General features: G+C 40.9%; 24 protein-coding genes and 1 tRNA gene. 12 read left to right on the top strand and 13 right to left on the bottom strand.

What is annotated here, in order from left to right; translation table 11 throughout:
• Positions 1 to 16: 16 nt before the first annotated feature.
• Positions 17 to 1,000 (bottom strand): hypothetical protein, encoded by a 984-nt coding sequence (locus tag D0T51_RS00795; protein ID WP_163723924.1) that lies wholly within the window; start codon positions 998 to 1,000, stop codon positions 17 to 19.
• Between the two features lie 389 nt (positions 1,001 to 1,389).
• Between D0T51_RS00795 and D0T51_RS00800 the strand changes: the two genes are divergently transcribed.
• The 3 genes from D0T51_RS00800 (at position 1,390) to D0T51_RS00810 (ending at position 3,619) form a co-directional block, all read left to right on the top strand.
• The gene (locus D0T51_RS00800) at positions 1,390 to 1,872 is read left to right on the top strand and encodes a DUF4494 domain-containing protein (RefSeq protein WP_163723926.1); all 483 of its coding nucleotides are present in this window, start codon (positions 1,390 to 1,392) and stop codon (positions 1,870 to 1,872) included.
• A gap of 25 nt (positions 1,873 to 1,897) precedes the next feature.
• Entirely contained in the window at positions 1,898 to 2,566 is a 669-nt protein-coding gene (locus tag D0T51_RS00805) for a YggS family pyridoxal phosphate-dependent enzyme (protein ID WP_163723928.1), read from the top strand.
• Positions 2,567 to 2,641: 75 nt separating this feature from the next.
• A complete protein-coding gene (locus D0T51_RS00810) occupies positions 2,642 to 3,619 on the top strand; it encodes a dihydroorotate dehydrogenase-like protein (protein ID WP_163723930.1) in 978 nt (325 codons plus the stop codon).
• A gap of 74 nt (positions 3,620 to 3,693) precedes the next feature.
• Here D0T51_RS00810 and D0T51_RS00815 read toward each other — a convergent pair whose 3' ends face one another.
• From D0T51_RS00815 to D0T51_RS00840, 6 genes are all read right to left on the bottom strand, one after another.
• Positions 3,694 to 4,995 (bottom strand): DUF3472 domain-containing protein, encoded by a 1,302-nt coding sequence (locus D0T51_RS00815; RefSeq protein ID WP_163723933.1) that lies wholly within the window; start codon positions 4,993 to 4,995, stop codon positions 3,694 to 3,696.
• A gap of 65 nt (positions 4,996 to 5,060) precedes the next feature.
• The gene (serS, locus tag D0T51_RS00820) at positions 5,061 to 6,332 is read right to left on the bottom strand and encodes a serine--tRNA ligase (RefSeq protein ID WP_163723935.1); all 1,272 of its coding nucleotides are present in this window, start codon (positions 6,330 to 6,332) and stop codon (positions 5,061 to 5,063) included.
• A 247-nt stretch (positions 6,333 to 6,579) separates the two neighbouring features.
• Positions 6,580 to 7,101 carry a C40 family peptidase gene (locus tag D0T51_RS00825; RefSeq protein WP_163723936.1) on the bottom strand — a complete coding sequence of 174 codons (522 nt, stop codon included), beginning with the start codon at positions 7,099 to 7,101 and terminating at the stop codon, positions 6,580 to 6,582.
• 140 nt (positions 7,102 to 7,241) lie between these two features.
• On the bottom strand, positions 7,242 to 7,502 hold the full coding sequence (gene rpmA / locus D0T51_RS00830; protein ID WP_163723938.1) for a 50S ribosomal protein L27: 261 nt from the start codon (positions 7,500 to 7,502) through the stop codon (positions 7,242 to 7,244).
• 22 nt (positions 7,503 to 7,524) lie between these two features.
• On the bottom strand, positions 7,525 to 7,842 hold the full coding sequence (gene rplU / locus D0T51_RS00835) for a 50S ribosomal protein L21 (RefSeq protein ID WP_163723941.1): 318 nt from the start codon (positions 7,840 to 7,842) through the stop codon (positions 7,525 to 7,527).
• A 202-nt stretch (positions 7,843 to 8,044) separates the two neighbouring features.
• The gene (locus tag D0T51_RS00840; RefSeq protein ID WP_163723943.1) at positions 8,045 to 8,635 is read right to left on the bottom strand and encodes a DNA-binding protein; all 591 of its coding nucleotides are present in this window, start codon (positions 8,633 to 8,635) and stop codon (positions 8,045 to 8,047) included.
• 474 nt (positions 8,636 to 9,109) lie between these two features.
• Between D0T51_RS00840 and D0T51_RS00845 the strand changes: the two genes are divergently transcribed.
• The 8 genes from D0T51_RS00845 to kdsA all read left to right on the top strand — a co-directional run bounded on the left by D0T51_RS00845 (position 9,110) and on the right by kdsA (position 14,747).
• Positions 9,110 to 9,604, top strand: coding sequence for a pyridoxamine 5'-phosphate oxidase family protein (locus D0T51_RS00845; RefSeq protein ID WP_163724617.1), 495 nt, complete (start codon positions 9,110 to 9,112; stop codon positions 9,602 to 9,604).
• 138 nt (positions 9,605 to 9,742) lie between these two features.
• On the top strand, positions 9,743 to 10,594 hold the full coding sequence (prmA, locus tag D0T51_RS00850) for a 50S ribosomal protein L11 methyltransferase (RefSeq protein WP_163723944.1): 852 nt from the start codon (positions 9,743 to 9,745) through the stop codon (positions 10,592 to 10,594).
• A gap of 84 nt (positions 10,595 to 10,678) precedes the next feature.
• Entirely contained in the window at positions 10,679 to 10,933 is a 255-nt protein-coding gene (locus D0T51_RS00855; protein WP_163723946.1) for a YtxH domain-containing protein, read from the top strand.
• An 8-nt stretch (positions 10,934 to 10,941) separates the two neighbouring features.
• Positions 10,942 to 11,355: a phage holin family protein gene (locus D0T51_RS00860; RefSeq protein ID WP_163723948.1), complete on the top strand. Its 414-nt coding sequence runs from the start codon at positions 10,942 to 10,944 to the stop codon at positions 11,353 to 11,355.
• Positions 11,312 to 11,692, top strand: coding sequence for a hypothetical protein (locus tag D0T51_RS00865; RefSeq protein WP_163723950.1), 381 nt, complete (start codon positions 11,312 to 11,314; stop codon positions 11,690 to 11,692). The genes D0T51_RS00860 and D0T51_RS00865 overlap by 44 nt, the downstream gene beginning before the upstream one ends.
• 236 nt (positions 11,693 to 11,928) lie before the next feature.
• The gene (gene gap / locus D0T51_RS00870) at positions 11,929 to 12,933 is read left to right on the top strand and encodes a type I glyceraldehyde-3-phosphate dehydrogenase (RefSeq protein ID WP_163723952.1); all 1,005 of its coding nucleotides are present in this window, start codon (positions 11,929 to 11,931) and stop codon (positions 12,931 to 12,933) included.
• Between the two features lie 70 nt (positions 12,934 to 13,003).
• Positions 13,004 to 13,921 (top strand): tRNA (adenosine(37)-N6)-dimethylallyltransferase MiaA, encoded by a 918-nt coding sequence (gene miaA / locus D0T51_RS00875; RefSeq protein ID WP_203583299.1) that lies wholly within the window; start codon positions 13,004 to 13,006, stop codon positions 13,919 to 13,921.
• A 22-nt stretch (positions 13,922 to 13,943) separates the two neighbouring features.
• Entirely contained in the window at positions 13,944 to 14,747 is an 804-nt protein-coding gene (gene kdsA, locus D0T51_RS00880) for a 3-deoxy-8-phosphooctulonate synthase (protein ID WP_163723956.1), read from the top strand.
• Between the two features lie 60 nt (positions 14,748 to 14,807).
• On the opposite strand, the gene D0T51_RS00885 is transcribed toward kdsA, so the two are convergent.
• From D0T51_RS00885 to panC, 6 genes are all read right to left on the bottom strand, one after another.
• Positions 14,808 to 14,883: transfer RNA gene (locus D0T51_RS00885), tRNA-His, on the bottom strand.
• Between the two features lie 95 nt (positions 14,884 to 14,978).
• On the bottom strand, positions 14,979 to 15,872 hold the full coding sequence (gene folD / locus D0T51_RS00890) for a bifunctional methylenetetrahydrofolate dehydrogenase/methenyltetrahydrofolate cyclohydrolase FolD (protein WP_163723958.1): 894 nt from the start codon (positions 15,870 to 15,872) through the stop codon (positions 14,979 to 14,981).
• Positions 15,873 to 15,977: 105 nt separating this feature from the next.
• Entirely contained in the window at positions 15,978 to 17,303 is a 1,326-nt protein-coding gene (gene ffh / locus D0T51_RS00895) for a signal recognition particle protein (RefSeq protein ID WP_163723960.1), read from the bottom strand.
• 96 nt (positions 17,304 to 17,399) lie between these two features.
• On the bottom strand, positions 17,400 to 18,722 hold the full coding sequence (locus D0T51_RS00900; RefSeq protein WP_163723962.1) for an MATE family efflux transporter: 1,323 nt from the start codon (positions 18,720 to 18,722) through the stop codon (positions 17,400 to 17,402).
• Between the two features lie 90 nt (positions 18,723 to 18,812).
• Positions 18,813 to 19,163: an aspartate 1-decarboxylase gene (gene panD / locus D0T51_RS00905; protein WP_163723963.1), complete on the bottom strand. Its 351-nt coding sequence runs from the start codon at positions 19,161 to 19,163 to the stop codon at positions 18,813 to 18,815.
• Positions 19,164 to 19,210: 47 nt separating this feature from the next.
• Positions 19,211 to 20,062 carry a pantoate--beta-alanine ligase gene (gene panC / locus D0T51_RS00910; protein ID WP_163723965.1) on the bottom strand — a complete coding sequence of 284 codons (852 nt, stop codon included), beginning with the start codon at positions 20,060 to 20,062 and terminating at the stop codon, positions 19,211 to 19,213.
• 100 nt (positions 20,063 to 20,162) lie between these two features.
• On the opposite strand from panC, the gene D0T51_RS00915 reads away from it, so the two are divergent.
• Positions 20,163 to 20,981 (top strand): glycogen/starch synthase, encoded by an 819-nt coding sequence (locus D0T51_RS00915; RefSeq protein ID WP_163723966.1) that lies wholly within the window; start codon positions 20,163 to 20,165, stop codon positions 20,979 to 20,981.
• The last annotated feature ends 12 nt before the right edge of the window (positions 20,982 to 20,993 follow it).

Consider the following 20,993-nt stretch of genomic DNA (forward strand, 5'->3'; position numbering starts at 1 on the left):
TTTAGGCTAACAGCTCTTAAGCAGATAACACATTCAGTGTATTTACAATCTCCCGTTGTTTTTCAAAAAAAGCAATTCGTTGCCTTTCCCCACTGACGGATATCATGGTAGAGGAACGAAGCAGTGCTTCAATTCTTTTCTTTAAAATGAGGAAGGAATCTTCGTCCAAAGAGGTAAAATTGTTCAGGACAAAAGCTTTCAGCATACTGATATGATAATTGTTAATATCTATATACCAACAACTCACATCAAAATTGATGCTCGCTACATACATATAAATCCTATTCCCTGTATCTTTATCGAAGCCCGAGATTGCCAGTTGTTCCATCTCACTCAATAAATGAAGCAGATCGTTCTTCATATTCTCCATATCTTCTTCAGATATCAGGTTTATACTTCTAAAGTAAATGACATCATTCACTAAATATTGAAAGATGAACGGATCAAATATATAATATGCATTTTTTATATATTTAATTTCAATGACATCTTCTTTCTGATACTGTTCCAGCCTTTTGGTCAGATGAATCTCTTCAAAACTCTTTACCGTATTGGTTCTTCCTGATTGGTATAAAGATTTGAATAATTGTAAACGCTCCAAATACTTATGTCCATGATAAAAATAAAGAGGCAATGTATTCGTACAATCCACAATCTCGGACCGGGGATCCATTCTGCCTGCCTTCATTATACCCAGATACTGCTCCATCATGGCATAATCCATTTCTTCAGGCTGCAAATAATCAATAGCTTTCAACTGAAAAGGTTTACTCTTCAGAGAGAGTGAAGAAGAGATGATATTATCCAGGGATATACCAAATTCATTGGATATTAAAGCAATTTCGGAAAAAGTAAAAGCTACTTCTCCACGTAAACGGCGGTATACTGCTTCTTTTTCAATACATAATAGGTCAACTAACCGATTGGCTAAATTCATTTTATTCGGCATTCTTTCTTTTATAGCCTGCAAAACATTTTCATGCAACAAATCCTTATTCATATTTATACGCTAGAGATTGGTTAATATAGATACACAGTTCTCTTGTTTGATTAACACATAATAGGGAAAGGTGAGCGGAATCCTCTATGTTTTTTCCCCCATAGAGAATTACCGAACCGCATCCTATATTCTACAAATATAGTGAATAAATGAAAACAGAATAATTATCAGATAACAAAAAACGAGAAGAAAGACAGCATAGGGCTATCTCCCGTTATGGTTTGCTTTCGTAATGGTAGGGATGCGATACAAGTTGTACGAAATTTATTGTATATTTGTCTGCGTTTTCCGGGTAGGCTTTACAAACGATATGAATCACTAAAAGTAAAGCTATCCGGATATTTTTCAGGTCAAAATATATGACAACAAATAATTAATAAATAGAAAATATGCACAATTGGTTTGAATGCAAGGTCTCTTACGACAAGATGTTGGAAAATGGGATGCAGAAAAAAGTAACAGAGCCTTACCTAGTAGATGCCCTGTCATTTACAGAAGCGGAAGCACGTATTATTGAAGAGATTCGTCCTTTTATTACCGGCGAATTTACGGTGACGGATATTAAGCGCGCCCGCTTATCTGAATTATTCTTCAATGAAAACGGAGATCGCTTTTACCGAATAAAGGTTCAGTTCATCACCCTGGACGAAAAAAGCGGTGCTGAAAAGAAAACAGCAGCACAAATGTTAGCCCAGGCAAGTACTTTGAAAGAAGCCATTGCTGTATTGGAAGAAGGCATGAAAGGCACAATGGCGGATTATGTCATTGCCTCTGTTACCGAAACACAGATCATAGATGTTTTTGCTTTCAATGCAACACGTGTTCCTACCGTTAAATCAGAAGAGGAACTGCTTGCAGAAGAAAAACAATAAACCTGTAGTTCTTATTTATCCGACAATGAGTATTTTTGAAAATATTAAAAATCTAAAAGCGTCGCTTCCCAAAGAAGTGACGCTTATTGCAGTATCCAAATTTCATCCTCCCCAAGCCGTATGGGAAGCTTATCTGGCAGGCCAACGGATATTCGGAGAAAGCCGGGCGCAAGAATTGAAAACCAAACAAGCAGCTCTACCCAAAGACATCGAATGGCATTTTATCGGAACCCTGCAGAGTAATAAAGTCAAAGAGATTGCTCCGTATATCCATACCATACACAGCATCGATTCATTGAAGCTTTTACAGGAAGTCAACAGACAGGCTGCCAAGCAGGAACGCACCATCCGCGTATTCTTAGAGATACACCTGGCGCAGGAAGAGACCAAACATGGACTGACACCTTCCGACTGCAAAAAATTAATAGAAGATATCAGCCTTTCCGATTATCCGAACATACGCATTGTCGGTTTGATGTGCATGGCCACAGATACGGATGATACCTCCCTTATACAAACAGAGTTTCATCAATTATACAGTCTCTTTCATGAACTGAAAGAGACCTTCTTCAAGGATGTGCCTGATTTCAAAGAACTTTCAATGGGGATGAGCCATGATTACCCAATCGCTATCCAGGAAGGCAGTACGATGATCCGGGTAGGAACTTATATCTTTGGAGAACGTACATATTAAAACGTTAACCATTTTAAATATTGCTTCCATTGAATAAAAACTTATCTTTGTTTTTTAACTTAATAAAATCGAAACATGATAGACATTAAAACATCATACGCCGGACTGACGCTCCGCAATCCGATCCTTGTCGGTAGTTCCGGTTTAACAATAAAACCGGAGCGGAATAAAGAGTTTGAAAAGGCAGGAGCAGGTGCCATTGTACTGAAATCTCTTTTTGAAGAACAGATTGAAATGCAAGGGAACTCCCTATTACAAACATCCGATTCCCCGGAAGCATCCGACTATATCCATCAATATGTGAAAGCCAATCAGGTGAACGATTACCTGGAGCTTATCAAAGCGACCAAAGCAATTTGCACCATTCCTATTATCGCCAGCATAAACTGTTACAAAGTGGATGCATGGATTGATTTTGCCCGTCAGATTGAATTGGCAGGTGCCGATGCCCTGGAATTGAATATTTTCCATATAGAAACCGATCTTTCCGACAAACAGGAAGAGATGCGTAACCTGTATATTCAGATTATCCGCAAGGTAAAAGAAACGGTATCTATTCCGGTTATAGTTAAAATCGGAAAATATTTCAACAACATACCAGCCGTAGTGGATTTACTGAAAGTGAACGGAGCGGATGGCGTGGTATTGTTCAATCGTTTCTATCAGCCGGATATTGACATCATCAACAAACAAATCGTATCGGGTAATGTCTTTAGCAATCATTCGGATTTGAGTGATACCATTCGCTGGACAGCTATTGTTTCCGGCAAAGTACCGGGCATCCCTATCTCCTCCTCTACCGGTGTGCAGGATTGGGAAGATGTCATAAAATGTTTATTAGCCGGTGCTTCTACCGTGCAATTATGCAGCTCTCTGTATACGCATGGAGTAGAAATCATCCCACAGATACTTGCTGGACTGGAGGAATGGATGGGACAATCCAATTACCAATCCATATCCCAATTCCGGGGCATATTGAACTACGCGAACATCTCCAACCCGGCGATGTATGAGCGGGCGCAATTCATGAAGTATTTTTCAAACAGAGACTAAGCCGATAAAAAGATAAAAAAAGGGTTGTTCCCATACGGGAACAACCCTTTTTTTATTCTGAAAAATGTCTTTTCTTATTGAAGAGGCAAGGTCGATAAATCCACTTCCGGTTTTGCTCCTTGTGCAGGACGGGTAAACAGGCTTTTATAGGTTGTATTCTCATTAAAGAAACCTCCGTTTTTCAGGAAGAAAGCACCATCCTCTACCCCACCGGCATAGTCCATACGTACTTCTGCACGGGCAGTTGCATCATGGGTAAAAGTTCCTTCTATCAACTCAATCCAGTCTCCCTTAGCTGTTCTCACCCATTGATTTTTAAAGAAAACTTTTCTTTCCAGGTAGCCTTGTTGCGGAATGAAATTTTCCAGGAAAGAATGCGCTCTCTTATACCATGTATCCGTTTGCGGACGCAAAAAGCCGGCGATAAGTCTCCATCTGTTTTCGTCTGTGGCATAAAACCAGGCATAATATTCCGTATTTCCTTTTCCATCCGGACGTACACGTGTAATCACTTTATAGGTTTCTCCGGCTTTCCAGGGGTACTTCAAATAGCTTTGACCACCCGATCCTTCATTACCGAATTCACCGATATGCACATCTTCCCCACGCGCCAGGGTACGAATACGCTGGTCTTCGGGGATATCTTTCGGATTATCTGTAGAAAACGGGCTCCATACGGAAAAGAGTACGCGACGTTCCGTCTCACTATTCGCCTGGATTCCGCAATACCCCTCTCCAAAACCGTTGGTCATAAAATAACTACCGATCTTATCTTCTCCCTCCGGAACCATTATCTCGTTATAGAAATATTCCACATTGTCTTCCGGCAAAGTATATTCCATATGCACCGAAGGGCCACGCAATCCCCAATAAGCCTCGAAGTTACGTACAAAATAAAGAGGTTCTACAGCCGCTTCGCCTCCCAGTAAGAATTTAGAAACGATAGCGAATTGTTCTCCTTCTTTCTTTATTCCCTGCATATCCACACGCACATATCCAGCTTTTGCCAACGTAACACGTCCTATCGGATACACCGTATTTTCTGCATTTTCCACTTTCACATCGAACGATTTCTCATTCACTCTTACCTGAATAGTTGAAGCTCCTGTTCCTGCTTTTGCTTCCATGAAAAGAAGCAACTCACCCGGGTTTGTCACTTTAAACCAGGTCGACAATACAGCCTCCGTACTTGTCCACGACGTGATACCTTCCGTTCCCCGGGAGGCTAATTTCGCTCCTTCTTTTCCGGCCGTCACATAGGTGTTTCCCAGAATAGGAACTTCTACCGCTTCTACCGGCAGTTCCATTCTACTCTCCTGACAACCAAAAAGGATCAGGAGCATACTTGCCCAAAACATTTTTTGAATCGATTTCATAGTATAATTATTATTAATAAAATGAGACATATTTATCTCGTCTATTCTCTTCCGTTTTTTCCTTTTTACTTTATCATGTCAAATCCGGTATACGGAACCAAGGCTTTCGGTATGCGGATACCTTCCGCTGTCTGGTTGTTTTCCAACAACGCTGCCACAATACGAGGCAAAGCCAGGGCACTGCCATTGAGTGTATGACAAAGCTGTGTCTTCTTATTTTCATCTCGATAACGACATTTCAAGCGATTTGCCTGATAACTCTCGAAGTTTGACACCGAACTTACCTCCAGCCAACGGTCTTGCGCAACCGAATAAACTTCAAAGTCGAAGGTCAATGCAGAGGTAAAACTCATATCCCCTCCACATAAGCGGAGAATACGCCAGGGCAATTCCAATTTATCTACCAAAGACTGCACATAATCAACCATCTCCTGCAAAGATTGATAAGAATGTTCCGGTTTATCAATGCGTACAATTTCTACTTTATCAAATTGGTGCAAACGGTTCAGACCACGTACATCCTTTCCATAAGAACCGGCTTCGCGACGGAAACAGGCTGAATAAGCCGTATTCTTAACCGGAAAATCAGATTCATTGAGAATCACATCCCGGTAGATATTGGTCACAGGCACCTCCGCTGTCGGGATCAAATAAAGATCATCCGCCGTAGCATGATACATCTGCCCTTCCTTATCGGGTAATTGCCCTGTTCCATATCCCGAATCCGCATTCACCACATAAGGCGGTTGGATCTCCAGATAACCGGCTTCACGCGCATTGTCCAGGAAAAAGTTGATCAACGCCCGCTGCAAACGGCAGCCATATCCTTTATATACAGGAAAACCGGCTCCGGTTATTTTGACCCCCAGCTCAAAGTCTATCAAATCATATTTCTTGGCCAATTCCCAGTGCGGTAACGCATCCGGTCCCAATACGGGTATCACCCCTCCGGTCTTTTCGATGATGTTATCCTCTGCCACTTTCCCTTGCGGAACAGATTCATGGGGGAGATTGGGTATCAGACACAATAAGTCAGTCATTTCTTTTTCAGCAGTCATTTTAGCCTCTTCCAGGCCTTTGTTCTGCTCTTTCATTGCATTCACTTGTGCACGGGCTGTCTCCGCCTGCTCTTTCTTTCCCTCTTTCATCAACTGACCGATCGACTTGGAGATCTGATTCAATTCTGCCAGGTTGGCATCCAGTTCCGTTTGACTGTTACGTCTCACTTTATCTAATTCTATCACCTTGGCGATAATCTCGGTCGCATCAAAATGCTTCTTAGCCAATCGGCGAATCACTTCTTCCCGATTCTCTGTAATAACTTTAAGCGTCAACATACCATATGTCTGTGTTAATAATTTGAGGAGCAAAGGTATAGAAAAAGTTGGCAGAAGCCAACTTTTTTAATGGACAATGGACAGTTGACAATGGACAATTAATAGATTTGAAAAGTGTTTTTTTGCCACCCCTTCACAAGAAAGAATCCTCTCCTCATTCTCTTATTTATCACACCTATTAAGACTTCCCTCTCCATTCTCCATTCTCCATTTTCAATTCTCCATTTTCAATTTGCGTTAAGCGAGCTTAACGCACCCTCCCGCCCATCAGCCAAGTACGTGTATAATACGGTTCGCTCAAGCTACTTACAGTCACTCCCCGGGAAGTGCTGGTATGAATGAAACTACCATTTTTCAGATAGATACCGACATGATTAGGGGTCTTGGTACGTTTGCCATCGGTACGGAAAAAGACTAAATCCCCTTCTTTTAGTTTGCCACGTCCCACCTTCCGGCAGTTCTGTTTCCATATATCTGCCGAGGACCGGGCAAGTTTTTTTCCATACACCTGTCTATAAAGGATGACCACCAAACCGGAGCAATCGACTCCTTTCCGGGTATTTCCTCCTAAGCGGTGAGGGGTTCCCAGCCATTGGGCACCTGCATTGTATAAATAGATATTGTCAGAGGAGGTTATACGTACGCCATATATACGGGATAATTCCTTTGGCCCTTTAAAATCAGAAGGCAAAGCTACGCGTTTCTTACTCCCGCAGGCTGTTAATAAAAGAATAAAGAGAGAGAGGCAGAGTATATTATGTAATTTCATCCGGCATTTTATCTGTTTTCCGAACAAAGATAAAAGACTTCTTGGAGAAGAGAGGATGTTTTCGTGTATAAGATGTCCGTGAACCAATAAAAAAGCCGGGTGTCAAAGACATCCGGCTTTTTCATATAAAGAAGCTCTTTTTATGCTTCTATTTCTTTTACAGATACAAATGATCTGTTTTCTTTTCCTTTAGAGAATGTAACTACTCCGTCGATCAACGCATACAAGGTATGGTCTTTACCAATACCTACGTTTTTACCCGGATGATGAGCGGTTCCTCTCTGGCGAACAAGTATGTTACCTGCTTTGGCTACTTCACCACCAAAAAGCTTAACACCTAATCTTTTACTATGTGATTCACGGCCGTTCTTCGAACTACCAACACCTTTTTTATGTGCCATTTCTTTACTACTTCTTTAAACGTTAAGCAACAATTTCTTTAATACTCACTTCGGTGAACTGTTGACGGTGTCCGTTCAACTTACGATATCCTTTTCTTCTCTTTTTGTGGAAGATAAGCACTTTATCACCCTTCACCAACGGAGAAAGTACTTCACATACTACTTTAGCTCCTTCAACGGTAGGAAGTCCTACTGTTACTTGTCCATTGTTGTCAACCAACAATACCTTGTCAAACTCAACAACAGCGCCACTTTCTACATTCTGAATGTGGTGCACGAACATTTTCTTTCCTTGTTCTGCTTTGAACTGTTGTCCGTTAATTTCTACGATTACGTACATCTGTCTTTTACTTTAAACAGGTTAGGTCCCGAGGGTGGGCGCCGTCTCCGACTCCTCTTGTCAACCCTCTGCGGAAAATCAGTGTGCAAAATTACAGCATTTCAATTTAACTTCCAAACAATTACAAGGCAAATTGCAAATTCTCACTCCATAAAGAAGAAAGCCCCCGGTTCATATCCCTTTGGATGCCCCCATATAAAAACTATTCGGCAAGTATATACACCTTGTGAGCTCCTTTACCGGAAACGGAAATCCATTTTTCTTCCACAAAAGCAAGCAGGTCTCTCTGGCTTATATAACGTGAACAATTATTTAACTCTGCATATTTCGCGATATTAATAAAAGCCTTTTTCTCCAGATAGGCAAGTAAACGTTTCTTACGGGTGATTTCTCCGGGCGTGATGTTTTTATCTGGTTTCACCTTATACAATTCTATTTCCCGCACTTTCTCTTTCAAACGTTTATTGCATCGGAAATTCACTCCGTCGGCCTCGACACGCATCGTCTTTTTGCCCGATTCATCCATAAAAGGTTTGCTTCGCAGAGATAACGAAAAGGTACCGATCTCTTCAAACTCTACATGATAGCCCAATTGCAGCCATTTGAACAGAAACTTCCCCGATGCATCTAATACCGCCTTGATCTGTGCGGAATTCACACCCAGATCACGCAATTCTTCACACATCTCATATAGATGAACCGTTCCTACTGATTGTACCCGCGCATGGGATAAATGTTCGCGCTGTGCATCCTCCGGCTGAGGAGTCTCATAAATCTTAAATTTCACTTTCATAGTTTGTGTGTTTTGATTGAATATTCTACTGTTGATAGCTATCGTCAGTACTGATGATAACTATCGTTACTACTGATGATAGCTATCGTTAGTACTGACGATAGCTATCAACACTAAAATTATACCCATAAAGATAAAGTATTTTACGGGAAACGCGCAAAAAAAGAACTTATTTTTTATGGCAATATCACTATACTATAATATCCTCGAGCAAAAAGTTGGAGCAAACGTACTGTTTTTTTCTATAAAAACAAATTGAAACAGTTTGCTGTAAAAATCTAATCAATTTCGTGTAAAACCAATATTCTCAAGGTGGCCATGAAATAAACAGAATAAATAGTATATTTGTCAGCCATACAATTACAGTTCATCCAAAAAGGGAACGATACGAACTGGGAGGTAGAAGTTTCTTCCGATAGAAAACAATGGACTACATATCCTCAATCGGTTGAAGTCAATACAACGTATAAACATATGAAATATAACAATGAAACCGTTCGTCGGCAAGAACGCTTGTTAACAGAAGAGGAAGCCATCTATTTATTGCGTACAGGCGAATATGGAGTACTTTCAATGATTGAAAATACAGATAAAGAAACAGGTGGATATGGCATTCCGCTTAACTATGTATGGGATGGTAATAATTCTATCTATTTCCATTGTGCACCCGAAGGATACAAATTAGAATGCTTGAAAAAGAATCCCAAGGTTTCTCTCTCCGTGATTGGTCACACGAAAGTCATATCACATAAGTTTACTACTGCATATGAAAGTATTCTTATCAGAGGTAATGTCGTTATGAACCTTTCCGAAGAAGAACGTCGAAAAGCATTAATCTTAATATTAGATAAATATTCGCCAGCCGACAAAGAAATCGGATTAAAGTATATCGAAAAATCCTTCTACCGGACAAATATTATACGGCTTGATATAGTAGAAGCATCCGGAAAGACAAAAAAGATAAAGTAATAGTTGTGTCCTCGATATATGAACATACATAAAGTCTCTTTTCAAAACCGGGTATTTACTATCACTGATTTTACCTCTCTTTGTGAGATTTTTGTATATTTGTAAAAGAAATAATATCTGTAAACAGAAACAAATAGAATGAATTACCAGGAAGTTACATTTACTTATATATCCCCTTTAGAATTGGAAATCATCAACGACATCTTAGCTGCGGAGTTGGGAGAGATCGGATTTGAAAGTTTCACAACCCACGAAAAGGGATTGACAGCCTATATCGCTCAAAAAGAATATAATCAGCCGGCATTAGATAAAAAGCTTGCCGCCTTTCCTTTGGAAGGGGTGGAGATCCGGTACGAAGCGGAAATGATCGAAGGCCAGGATTGGAATGAAGAATGGGAAAAGAATTATTTCAAACCTATCCGGATCGGGAAAGACTGCATCATCCGTGCGTCGTTTCATCCCGAAGAACCGGGATATACGTATCCGATTACTATCGACCCGAAAATGGCTTTCGGCACAGGTAATCACGAGACGACCTATCTGATGATCCATGAGATGTTGCCACTCGATTTGCAAGGTAAAAGGGTACTCGACATGGGCTGCGGCACTGCCGTCCTGGCCATACTCGCCCGCCTGAAAGGTGCCCAACGGGTCGTTGCCATAGACATCGACGAATGGGCCTATGATAATGCCTTGGAGAATATCCGCTTGAACGATACGGAAGACATCGAAGTGATCTTAGGCGGAGCAGAACAAATACCCGCCTCTGCCTCTTTCGATATCATTTTTGCCAATATCAACCGCAATATTCTTCTAAACGATATGCATTTGTATGCCGATCATATGGAAAAAGAGGGGCTCCTCTTTATGAGTGGATTCTACGAAGAAGACATCCCCTTGATAGAAGCCGAATGCCAGCGTCATCAGTTGCGCCTTCTCGCTGTTGCCCAAAAACATCAATGGGTAGCGATCCGGACACAAAAATATTAATTAAGCATAAAAGGTGGTATAGGTTTAAACCATCCACACCTCAAACTCGTTATCTTAGTATAAACTTTTAAAATGTTGCAGATTATGAAAACTTCAGATTCAAAATTATTAGTAGGTCTTGCTATTGGCATTGCGGTAGGTGCAGCGGTAGGTTATCTGGTTGCTTCCGATAAAGGGGAAGAGTTACTGGAAGAGTTGAAAGATATGGCAGGTAAAGCAAAAGAAGGATTTAACTCTGCCGTTGCAAAAGCCAAAGAAACAGGGCAGGAAGCTCTCAGGGCTGTCAAAGAAGGCAAAGACGAAGCAGTGAAAGCGGCTCAGGGTACCCTATCCGAATAAACTGGGATATGGAAAAAGATTTAGGACAAATCTTCACAGAGCTGAAAAAAGATGTTTCAGCATATGCGGAGTTAAAATTTGAACTTCTCAAACTAAATACATACGAGAGGGCCGGCAAAATAGTCGGCCTACTCTCCTATGCATTGGTTTTACTCTTTCTTGCTTTTTTAGCGACTCTCTTTTTGTTTTTGGCATTGGGGGTACAGTTAGGACATTGGCTAGACTCAACAAGTGCAGGTTTTGCCATTGTAGGCGGTATCTATCTGATTATAATAGGAATCGTTATCATATATAAGAAAAGTCTTACGACAAAAGTGATGAACATTATCATTGAGACCTTAGACGGTGGGGATAATGAGAATCAAAAAGAAACAGGCTATGGAAAGAAAAATGACGCCGATAGAAAAGCTGAATTACAATAAAACGCGCATCCGACATGAGTGTGACATAGTGGAAAGCCGCTTCAACGGGAATCTCCATTATTTACAAAAGAATGCAGGCAAATTAGTCATTCACGAGGTTACCTCCTCCCTTTTCTCCGGAAAATCATCCACAGCCTCCTCCTCTCCTGCCACATCCCTCTCTTCCACATTCATTCATACGGTTTTGGGCAGTTTCTCTTCCTCTTTGGGAACGAAGAAAGACACGCTACCTATGGTCTTCAGTATGATACAACCTCTTTTAGTCAGCTGGAGTATCAAAGGAATAAAAAAACTAATCGGCCGCCTTTTTTCCGGGAGGAAGAAGAAAAAACAATAATTTCTACCATTAATTTATGTTAGAGGGCATATTTTTCCATTGCAATTGTAAACAACTTATAAAAAACATAATTACCTTTGCATGCGAAAAATCATGGACAAGATGAAACGTAACATAGCTCTTCTAATAGCATTTTTATTAATGCTTGTGTTGATGATTTCATGCGCCACTCCTTGTGGTTGTTAGCTAAGAAATAAATAGTTTTTTTAAACAAACCAATAAAAAGTTTTATTACAATGATTAAAGTAGGTATTAACGGTTTCGGCCGTATCGGACGCTTGGTTTTCCGTGCAGCTCAAAAAAGAAGTGACATTCAGGTTGTAGGTATTAACGACTTGATCAGTGTTGAATACATGGCTTACATGTTGAAATATGATACGATTCACGGTCAATTTGATGGTACTATCGACATTAAAGATGGTAACCTTGTTGTTAACGGTAACTCAATCCGTGTCACTGCAGAAAGAAATCCTGCAGACTTGAAATGGGATGCTATTGGCGCTGAATACGTTGTTGAATCTACAGGTTTATTCTTATCAAAAGATACTGCAAAGGCTCACGTTGACGCTGGTGCAAAATATGTAGTAATGTCTGCTCCTTCTAAAGATGACACCCCCATGTTCGTTTGCGGTGTGAACTTAGATTCTTATGTAAAAGGAACTCAATTCGTTTCTAATGCTTCTTGTACAACAAACTGTTTGGCTCCTATCGCTAAAGTATTGAATGACAAATTCGGTATCGTTGACGGTTTGATGACTACAGTACACGCTACTACAGCTACTCAAAAAACTGTAGACGGTCCTTCTATCAAGGACTGGAGAGGTGGACGTGCTGCTGCTGGCAACATCATCCCTTCTTCTACCGGTGCTGCTAAAGCTGTAGGTAAAGTAATTCCTGAACTGAACGGTAAATTGACAGGTATGGCTTTCCGCGTTCCTACTTTGGACGTTTCTGTTGTTGACTTGACAGTGAACCTGGCAAAAGCTGCTTCATACGAAGAAATCAAAGCTGCTATGAAAGCTGCTTCTGAAAACGAATTGAAAGGTATCCTGGGTTATACTGAAGATGATGTAGTATCTGCTGACTTTATCGGTGACGCTCGTACTTCTATCTTCGACGCAAAAGCAGGTATCGCTTTGACTGACAAATTCGTAAAAGTTGTATCTTGGTATGACAACGAATGGGGTTATTCAAACAAAGTGTTGGAATTGATCGCTTACATGAAGAAAGTAAACGGATAATCATAGCATTATATAGTTTAAAGCCGCATTCTTCGGGATGCGGCTTTTTTTATTACCTTTGTTTCCTGTTATGGGATATCAGTTGATAACAATAATAGGACCTACGGCATCCGGCAAAACCACTTTTGCTGCCGCGTTAGCCCATCACCTGGACACTGAAATTATCAGTGGCGATTCGCGCCAACTCTACCGAATGATGGATATCGGAACGGGGAAGGATTTAGCGGATTATACAGTACAAGGCAAAGAGATCCCTTACCACCTGATTGATATTTGCGATCCGGGGTATAAATACAATGTATTTGAATATCAACACGCCTTTTTCCAAGCCTACCAGGAAATCACACAAAAAGGCAAACTACCCATTCTCTGCGGAGGAACAGGCATGTATGTCGAAGCTGTTCTGAAAGGATATAAACTTCTGGACGTACCGCAAAACCCTTCTCTGCGCGCCTCCCTGCAAGACAAAACACTGCCGGAGCTTACGCATATTTTATCCTCTTACAAAACGCTGCACAATAAAACCGATGTAGACACAATACAACGGGCTATCCGGGCGATAGAAATAGAGGAATACTATCAAACAGAAGCACCGGAAATCAATGAATACGACCCGATACACAGTCTGATTATAGGCATAAACGTAGAAAGAGAGTTGCGTCGAGAGAAAATATCCCGGCGCTTGCGGGCACGCCTGGACGAAGGCATGGTGGAAGAAGTGCAAAAGATACTGGACACAGGTGTAAAACCGGAAGACCTGATCTATTATGGTCTGGAATATAAATACCTCACGTTGTATATAACCGGACAACTTACATACGAAGCCATGGTTTCCCAATTAGAGATCGCCATTCATCAGTTTGCCAAACGACAAATGACCTGGTTCCGGGGTATGGAACGAAGAGGTTCCGTTATTCACTGGATCGACGCTCTTATTCCAACAGATGAAAAGATTGCCATCACACAAGAATTACTTCAAAATAAATAATAAATCTGACATATATAGATCTATGATAACAATACAGGATTTACAAAAGAATAAAAACTTCTTCCTTATGGCCGGTCCCTGCGTAATAGAAGGAGAAGAGATGGCCCTTCGGATTGCCGAAAAGATAGTCGGCATCACTGAAAAACTACAAATCCCCTATATATTCAAAGGCTCCTACCGCAAAGCAAACCGCTCCCGGATAGATTCCTTTACAGGCATAGGAGATGAAAAAGCATTGAAAATACTTCGTAAGGTAAACGAAACATTTCATATCCCCACTGTTACAGACATTCACGAAAACCAGGAAGCAGCCATGGCTGCCGAATATGTGGATGTATTGCAAATACCAGCTTTCCTGTGCAGGCAAACTGAGCTGTTAATCGCAGCCGCACAAACGGGGAAAATAGTCAATATCAAAAAAGGACAGTTTCTTTCTCCGGCTTCTATGCAATTTGCTGCACAGAAGGTCGTTGATGCCGGCAATACCCAGGTGATGTTAACCGAACGGGGAACTACTTTTGGTTACACCGACCTGGTGGTGGATTACAGAGGCATTCCTCAAATGCAGACATTCGGTTTTCCTGTCATCATGGACGTCACCCACTCCCTGCAACAGCCGAATCAAACATCCGGCGTAAGTGGCGGCTTACCCACCTTGATTGAAACCATAGCCAAAGCAGCCATTGCAGTAGGCACAGACGGCCTTTTCATTGAAACCCACCCGGACCCCTCAAAAGCAAAATCGGACGGCGCAAATATGCTGCAGTTGGATCTATTAGAAGATCTTTTATGTAAACTGACACGCATCCGGGAAGCTATAAAATAAAGGTGTAGATTAAAAACAAAAAAGACTGTTTTCATATGAAAACAGTCTTTTTTTGTTTCAGGGTGAAAGACGGGATTCGAACCCGCGACCCTTGGAACCACAATCCAATGCTCTAACCAACTGAGCTACAATCACCATATTATCTTATCAAAAAGTGTCTTTCTGATTAAGACGGTGCAAAGATAGATATTATTTCGAATGTTGCAATATTTTTACAACGAAAAAAGAAAATTATTTATAAATTTCTTTCTTTCCCGCAAGCAGAGTATTACGCATCAGAGAAATAATAGTCATAGGCCCTACTCCACCCGGAACAGGGGTGATATAAGCGCATTTGGGAGATACTTCATCGAAACGCACATCTCCGGTTAGTTTATATCCACTTTTAGTCACACTACTTGGCATACGGGTGGTGCCGACATCAACAATAACAGCCCCTTCTTTAACCATATCCGCTTTTAAAAATTCCGGCACCCCTAATGCAACAATGATAATATCGGCACTTAAGCACATTTCTTTCAGGTTCTTGGAACGGCTATGGCAAACGGTTACCGTACAATCACCCGGATAATTCTTTTGCATCATCAACATTGCCATGGGTTTACCCACAATATTACTGCGCCCCAATACAACACAATGTTTTCCTTTTGTTTCTATCTCATAACGCTTCAACAGTTCAAGAATACCGGCCGGTGTAGCGGACACAAAACAAGGTAATCCGATAGACATACGCCCTACATTGATCGGATGGAAGCCATCTACATCTTTGCGGTAATCAATCGCTTCAATGATTTTCTGCTCTGATATATGCCCCGGCAAAGGGAGTTGCACAATAAACCCATCTACATCCGGGTCATTATTCAATTCATCCACTTTTTGCAACAGTTCTTCTTCTGTCACATCTTCTTCATAACGGATCAGAGAGGATTTAAAACCGATCTCTTCACAGGTTTTTACCTTGCTGGCCACATAGGTTTCACTTCCCCCGTCATGACCCACCAGGATAGCTGCCAAATGAGGTATTTTGCCTCCATTGGCTTTGATCTGAGCAACTTCATCAGCCATCTCCTGTTTCATCTGAGCAGAAACAGCTTTTCCATCTAATAACTTGAACTGTTCTTCCATAAATCTTATTCTTTTAGTATAAACAAAAAAGACACAAAAAGTACGAGGAAAGAATTCAGACTTCGTACTCTTTGTGTCTTCATTTATATATTATTTTTTAATTTATTATCTTCTGAAACTCGGGAGCTTTTTACCTCCTGGTTTGGCAGTCGTTAACATACGCATCATTTTCCGTGTCTCGTCAAACTGTTTGATCAGTTTATTTACCTCCGTCACGGTAGTCCCACTTCCTTTGGCAATACGTGCCCTTCGCGAACCATTCAATATTGCCGGATTGGAACGTTCGGACGGGGTCATGGAATAAATAATGGCTTCAATATTTTTAAAAGCGTCATCATTTACATCAATATCCTTTAAGGCCTTTCCTACTCCCGGGATCATAGAAGCCAACTCTTTCAGATTACCCATCTTCTTGATCTGATGAATCTGTCCGATAAAATCATTAAAGTCAAACTGATTCTTAGCAATCTTCTTCTGTAAACGTTTGGCTTCTTCTTCATCATATTGTTCCTGAGCACGTTCTACAAGAGAGACAATATCTCCCATCCCCAAGATACGGTCTGCCATACGGGAAGGGTGGAACACATCCAAAGCATCCATTTTCTCGCCTGTTCCGACAAACTTAATAGGCTTATCCACCACCGTACGAATAGAAAGAGCAGCACCACCACGGGTATCCCCATCCAATTTGGTCAAGACAACACCATCAAAATCCAAACGTTCATTAAATTCCTTCGCTGTATTGACAGCATCCTGCCCTGTCATTGCATCCACAACGAATAAAGTCTCATCTGGCTGAACAGCCTTCTTGATGGCTGCGATCTCCTGCATCATCTGCTCATCAATAGCCAAGCGACCTGCAGTATCGACAATCACCAGGTCATTGCCTTTGGTCTTTGCCTCTTTAATGGCATTCAACGCAATTTCAACCGGATTTTTATTTTCAATTTCCGAATAAACCGGTACACCGATCTGTTCGCCCAATACATGCAACTGTTCGATTGCCGCCGGACGATATACGTCAGCCGCAACCAATAAAGGTTTTTTACCCTTTTTCGTTTTCAACATATTGGCCAGTTTACCAGTAAAGGTTGTTTTACCCGAACCCTGCAAACCAGACATCAATATGATAGAAGGATTTCCCTGCAGATTGATCTCTACAGTCTCCCCTCCCATTAAAGTAGCCAATTCGTCATGGACAATCTTCACCATGAGTTGGCTGGGCTTTACCGCCGTCAATACATTTTGACCTAATGCTTTTTCTTTTACCGTATCCGTAAATTGCTTGGCTACTTTGTAGTTTACGTCAGCATCCAGCAGAGCACGACGTACATCTTTCAGGGTTTCTGCCACATTGATTTCTGTGATCTTACCTTCCCCTTTCAACAGCTTAAACGACCTGTCTAACCGTTCGCTTAAATTCTCAAACATAATATATCTGTGTATTTATTATTATCGTCTTTTAAATAAGTGGCAAAGGTAAGAAAAATGTTCGAATCCACACACTATCAGCCCCAACTACTCTCATTAGATTTTCTTATTCTGCCATGTAGCTTTTTTCAGATAAATGACACAAAAGATCATCAGAATGAAGTAATAAATAATCTCCGTCGTAAAACAAATATATACCGGCATTTTGAACATCATGCCTATTATATATAAGTAAACACAGTAGAACAGGAGAACAACCAATTCCATCCCCAAAGCAGAACGCGTATTCCCGGTCCCTGAAACGCCATTAAAAAAGACATTACTAACGGCACTCAACAACATGGCTGCAGATATAACATACAAAGAAGGCACGGAGGCCGCAACCAAAGTCGGATCATTGGTGTAGATAGAGATTATCTTTTCGGGAATAAGACAAACAATCAATACACAAGCTGCCATAATTAAGAAAGATAAACGGGCGATTTTCCGAATAATAGCCAACACCTGATCTGTATGACCTGCACCAATCGCATTACTGACAAACGAATTGGCTGTTGTCGACAAAGAGTTAACCGGAATAAACATAACAATATAAATGCTGCGAACAATATTTGCCACTGCCAATTCGCGCTGCCCCAACCGTTCCACGATGACAAAGAACATAAAAAAGGTGCTCATTGAAATAAAATACTGTAACATCGTATAAATAGAGATACCCAATACACGCCTCAATAAAAGAAAGTCAAAAGAGCCAAAGTGGTCAAGGCCATACTTCTTTATGTCCACCGTTAAACGGGTGTATACAAAGAGAAAAAGAGTAGCTACCGCTTCCGCGACCACAGAAGCAATTGCCGCTCCTTTTATTCCCATCTGTGGAAATCCACCATAACCGAATATCAAAAGATAATCGAGTATAACGTTAGTTATTGCCATTACAACCGCATTCAATGTCAACACCTTTGTGCGCGTAATACCAATAAAAAGCGCGCGGAACATTACATTGATAAAAGAAAAGAAAAAGCCGAATACACGCCAATTCAAAAATTCTTCCGTCGCAGTCAAGATTACGTCAGAAGAGATCATGACCCGCATAATATTACCGGAAAAAAGACGGGATAGCACAAACATTCCTGCTGCAACTGCCAATAAAAAGAAAACACCCTGTATCATCACAGGCCCTACTTCCGTATAACGCCGTTCTCCATTGCGACGAGCTATGACAATCTGCGATCCGATACTGAATCCAAAAGCAATTGTAAAACAACATATATAAAAAAGCCCCCCCATAGCCGAAGCACCCAATTCAACCTCTCCGACCCTTCCTAAAAAGGCCGTATCCGTCACATTCACTACATTCTGAGCCAACAAACTCAGAAAAATAGGATAACTGACATTCCATATTTGTTTATTTGTATACATAATCTGTTATTTATCTGTGAACATAAAAAAAGCCCGCCTGATGACCGGCGAGCTTTTATACTGTTTCGTTTTGTATAATCTACCGATGCATTAAATCAATCTATTTGTTGCTGTATCCGGAAATACCACCGATGGTTTAAAGCTTTTTGCTTCTTCAAAATCCATCAATGCATAAGCCATAATGATGACCACATCGCCAGGTTGCACTTTGCGAGCTGCCGCACCATTGAGACAAACAACACCCGAGCCACGTTCGCCTTTAATTACATATGTCTCAAAGCGTTCGCCATTATTATTGTTGACAATGAACACTTTCTCATTGGGAATCAGATTTGCGGCATCCATCAAATCTTCATCAATCGTTATGCTGCCGATATAATTCAAATTCGCTTCCGTAACCGTAACCCGGTGAATTTTTGATTTTACTATTTCTATAAACATTGTTATAAGAATTAATAGACCTTTGTTTAATACCTATAAAAGAGAGGTTATATCCGGGGTATATATTGAATATTATCAATCAATCGAACCTGCCCGCAATACACGGTAATACATCCTACCACATAATCCGAATCTGACCATTCATGAATTGATTTCAACGTATTCCCGTCCACTATCTCGTAATATTCTACCTGCATCACAGGATCATTGTTTAGGGTATGAATAACATAATCAATTACCTCCTGCACACTTTTTTCGGGGACAAAGTTAGTACTTTCTTTTAACGTATGTGCAATCAGGGGTGCTTTTTGACGCTGCTCCGGTAATAATCGAACATTTCTGCTGCTCAAAGCCAGACCGTCAGCCTCCCGAAGAATCGGACAGGCATGAATCTTCACAGGCAAATCCAATTGTTTAACCATTTCGCGAATAACAGCTATCTGTTGAAAGTCTTTTTCACCAAAGTAAGCATTGTCTGGCTCCACAGCATAAAACAGTTTACTGACAATCTGGGCCACCCCATTGAAATGCCCCGGCCGATGAAGACCTTCCATCACTTCGGCAACAGTCCCCAGTTCAAAAACGCGTGTATCTTCCGTCGGATACATCTCTTCGACGGAAGGAATAAAGACAGAATCACAACCCACAGAGGCGAGCAAAGCGATATCTGCCTCTAAGGTTCGCGGATATGTCTCCAAGTCTTGTTTGTTATTAAACTGGGTAGGATTAACAAAGATACTGACTAGGCAAATATCATTCTCCTGTACACATGCTTTTACTAAACTGAGGTGACCAGCATGTAAGGCCCCCATAGTAGGAACAAATCCTATAGTTTTGTTAAGTTGTCGTTCCTTTTGCAAATAATCCTTAAGATCGTCGCGCGTATGTATCTGTTTCATCTGAAAGATGCTTAAATGAAGGTGCAAAGCAAATAAATAATTACGGTAAATGAAAGAATTTTATTATCTTTGTACCGTTTTTACAAAATGAACGTATAGAATGGATGCAAAAAAAATCTTGTTTATAGCACAAGAAATCACTCCTTATCTTCCTGAATCAGAGATTGCGACAATCTGCAGAAACCTTCCACAAGGCATACAGGAACATGGTCGCGAAATCAGAACATTTATGCCCAAATTCGGTAACATCAACGAACGACGCAATCAACTGCACGAAGTGATTCGTCTTTCCGGCATGAACTTGATCATTGATGACACTGACCACCCTCTGATTATAAAGGTTGCTTCCATTCAATCTGCGCGTATGCAGGTTTACTTTATCGACAATGATGATTTCTTTCACAGAAAAAACACCATACAAGACGATGAAGGTAAAGAATATGAAGACAACGACGATCGTTCCATATTTTATGTGAGAGGGGTATTGGAAACTGTAAAAAAATTACGTTGGATTCCGGATATCATCCATTGCCATGGTTGGATCTCTGCCCCTACCGCTCTTTATATCAAACGCATGTACGCCGATGATCCTTGCCTAAAAGATGCCAAGATAGTCTATTCCATTTATGATGATGACTTTCAAACGCCCTTCCGCAAAGAGTTTCCTGATAAACTAAAAATGGATGGAGCGAAAGAAGAAGATGTGAAAGATTTAAAGAATGATACAAGCTTTGTCGGTCTGACCAAAATGGCTGTCGACTTTGCCGATGGTGTAATTCAGGGGAGTGAAACCATTCACCCTGAGTTAATGGAATATGCAACAAAGAAGGGGATTCCTTTCCTTTCTTATCAATCTGCAGACACTTACATTGAAGCATTCAATGCTTTTTATGATACAGTTTTAGAATCCAAGCAGTAATTTAAAGATGAA

It is taken from the genome of Parabacteroides sp. 52, assembly GCF_010500925.1.
Classification (GTDB): domain Bacteria; phylum Bacteroidota; class Bacteroidia; order Bacteroidales; family Tannerellaceae; genus QVMG01.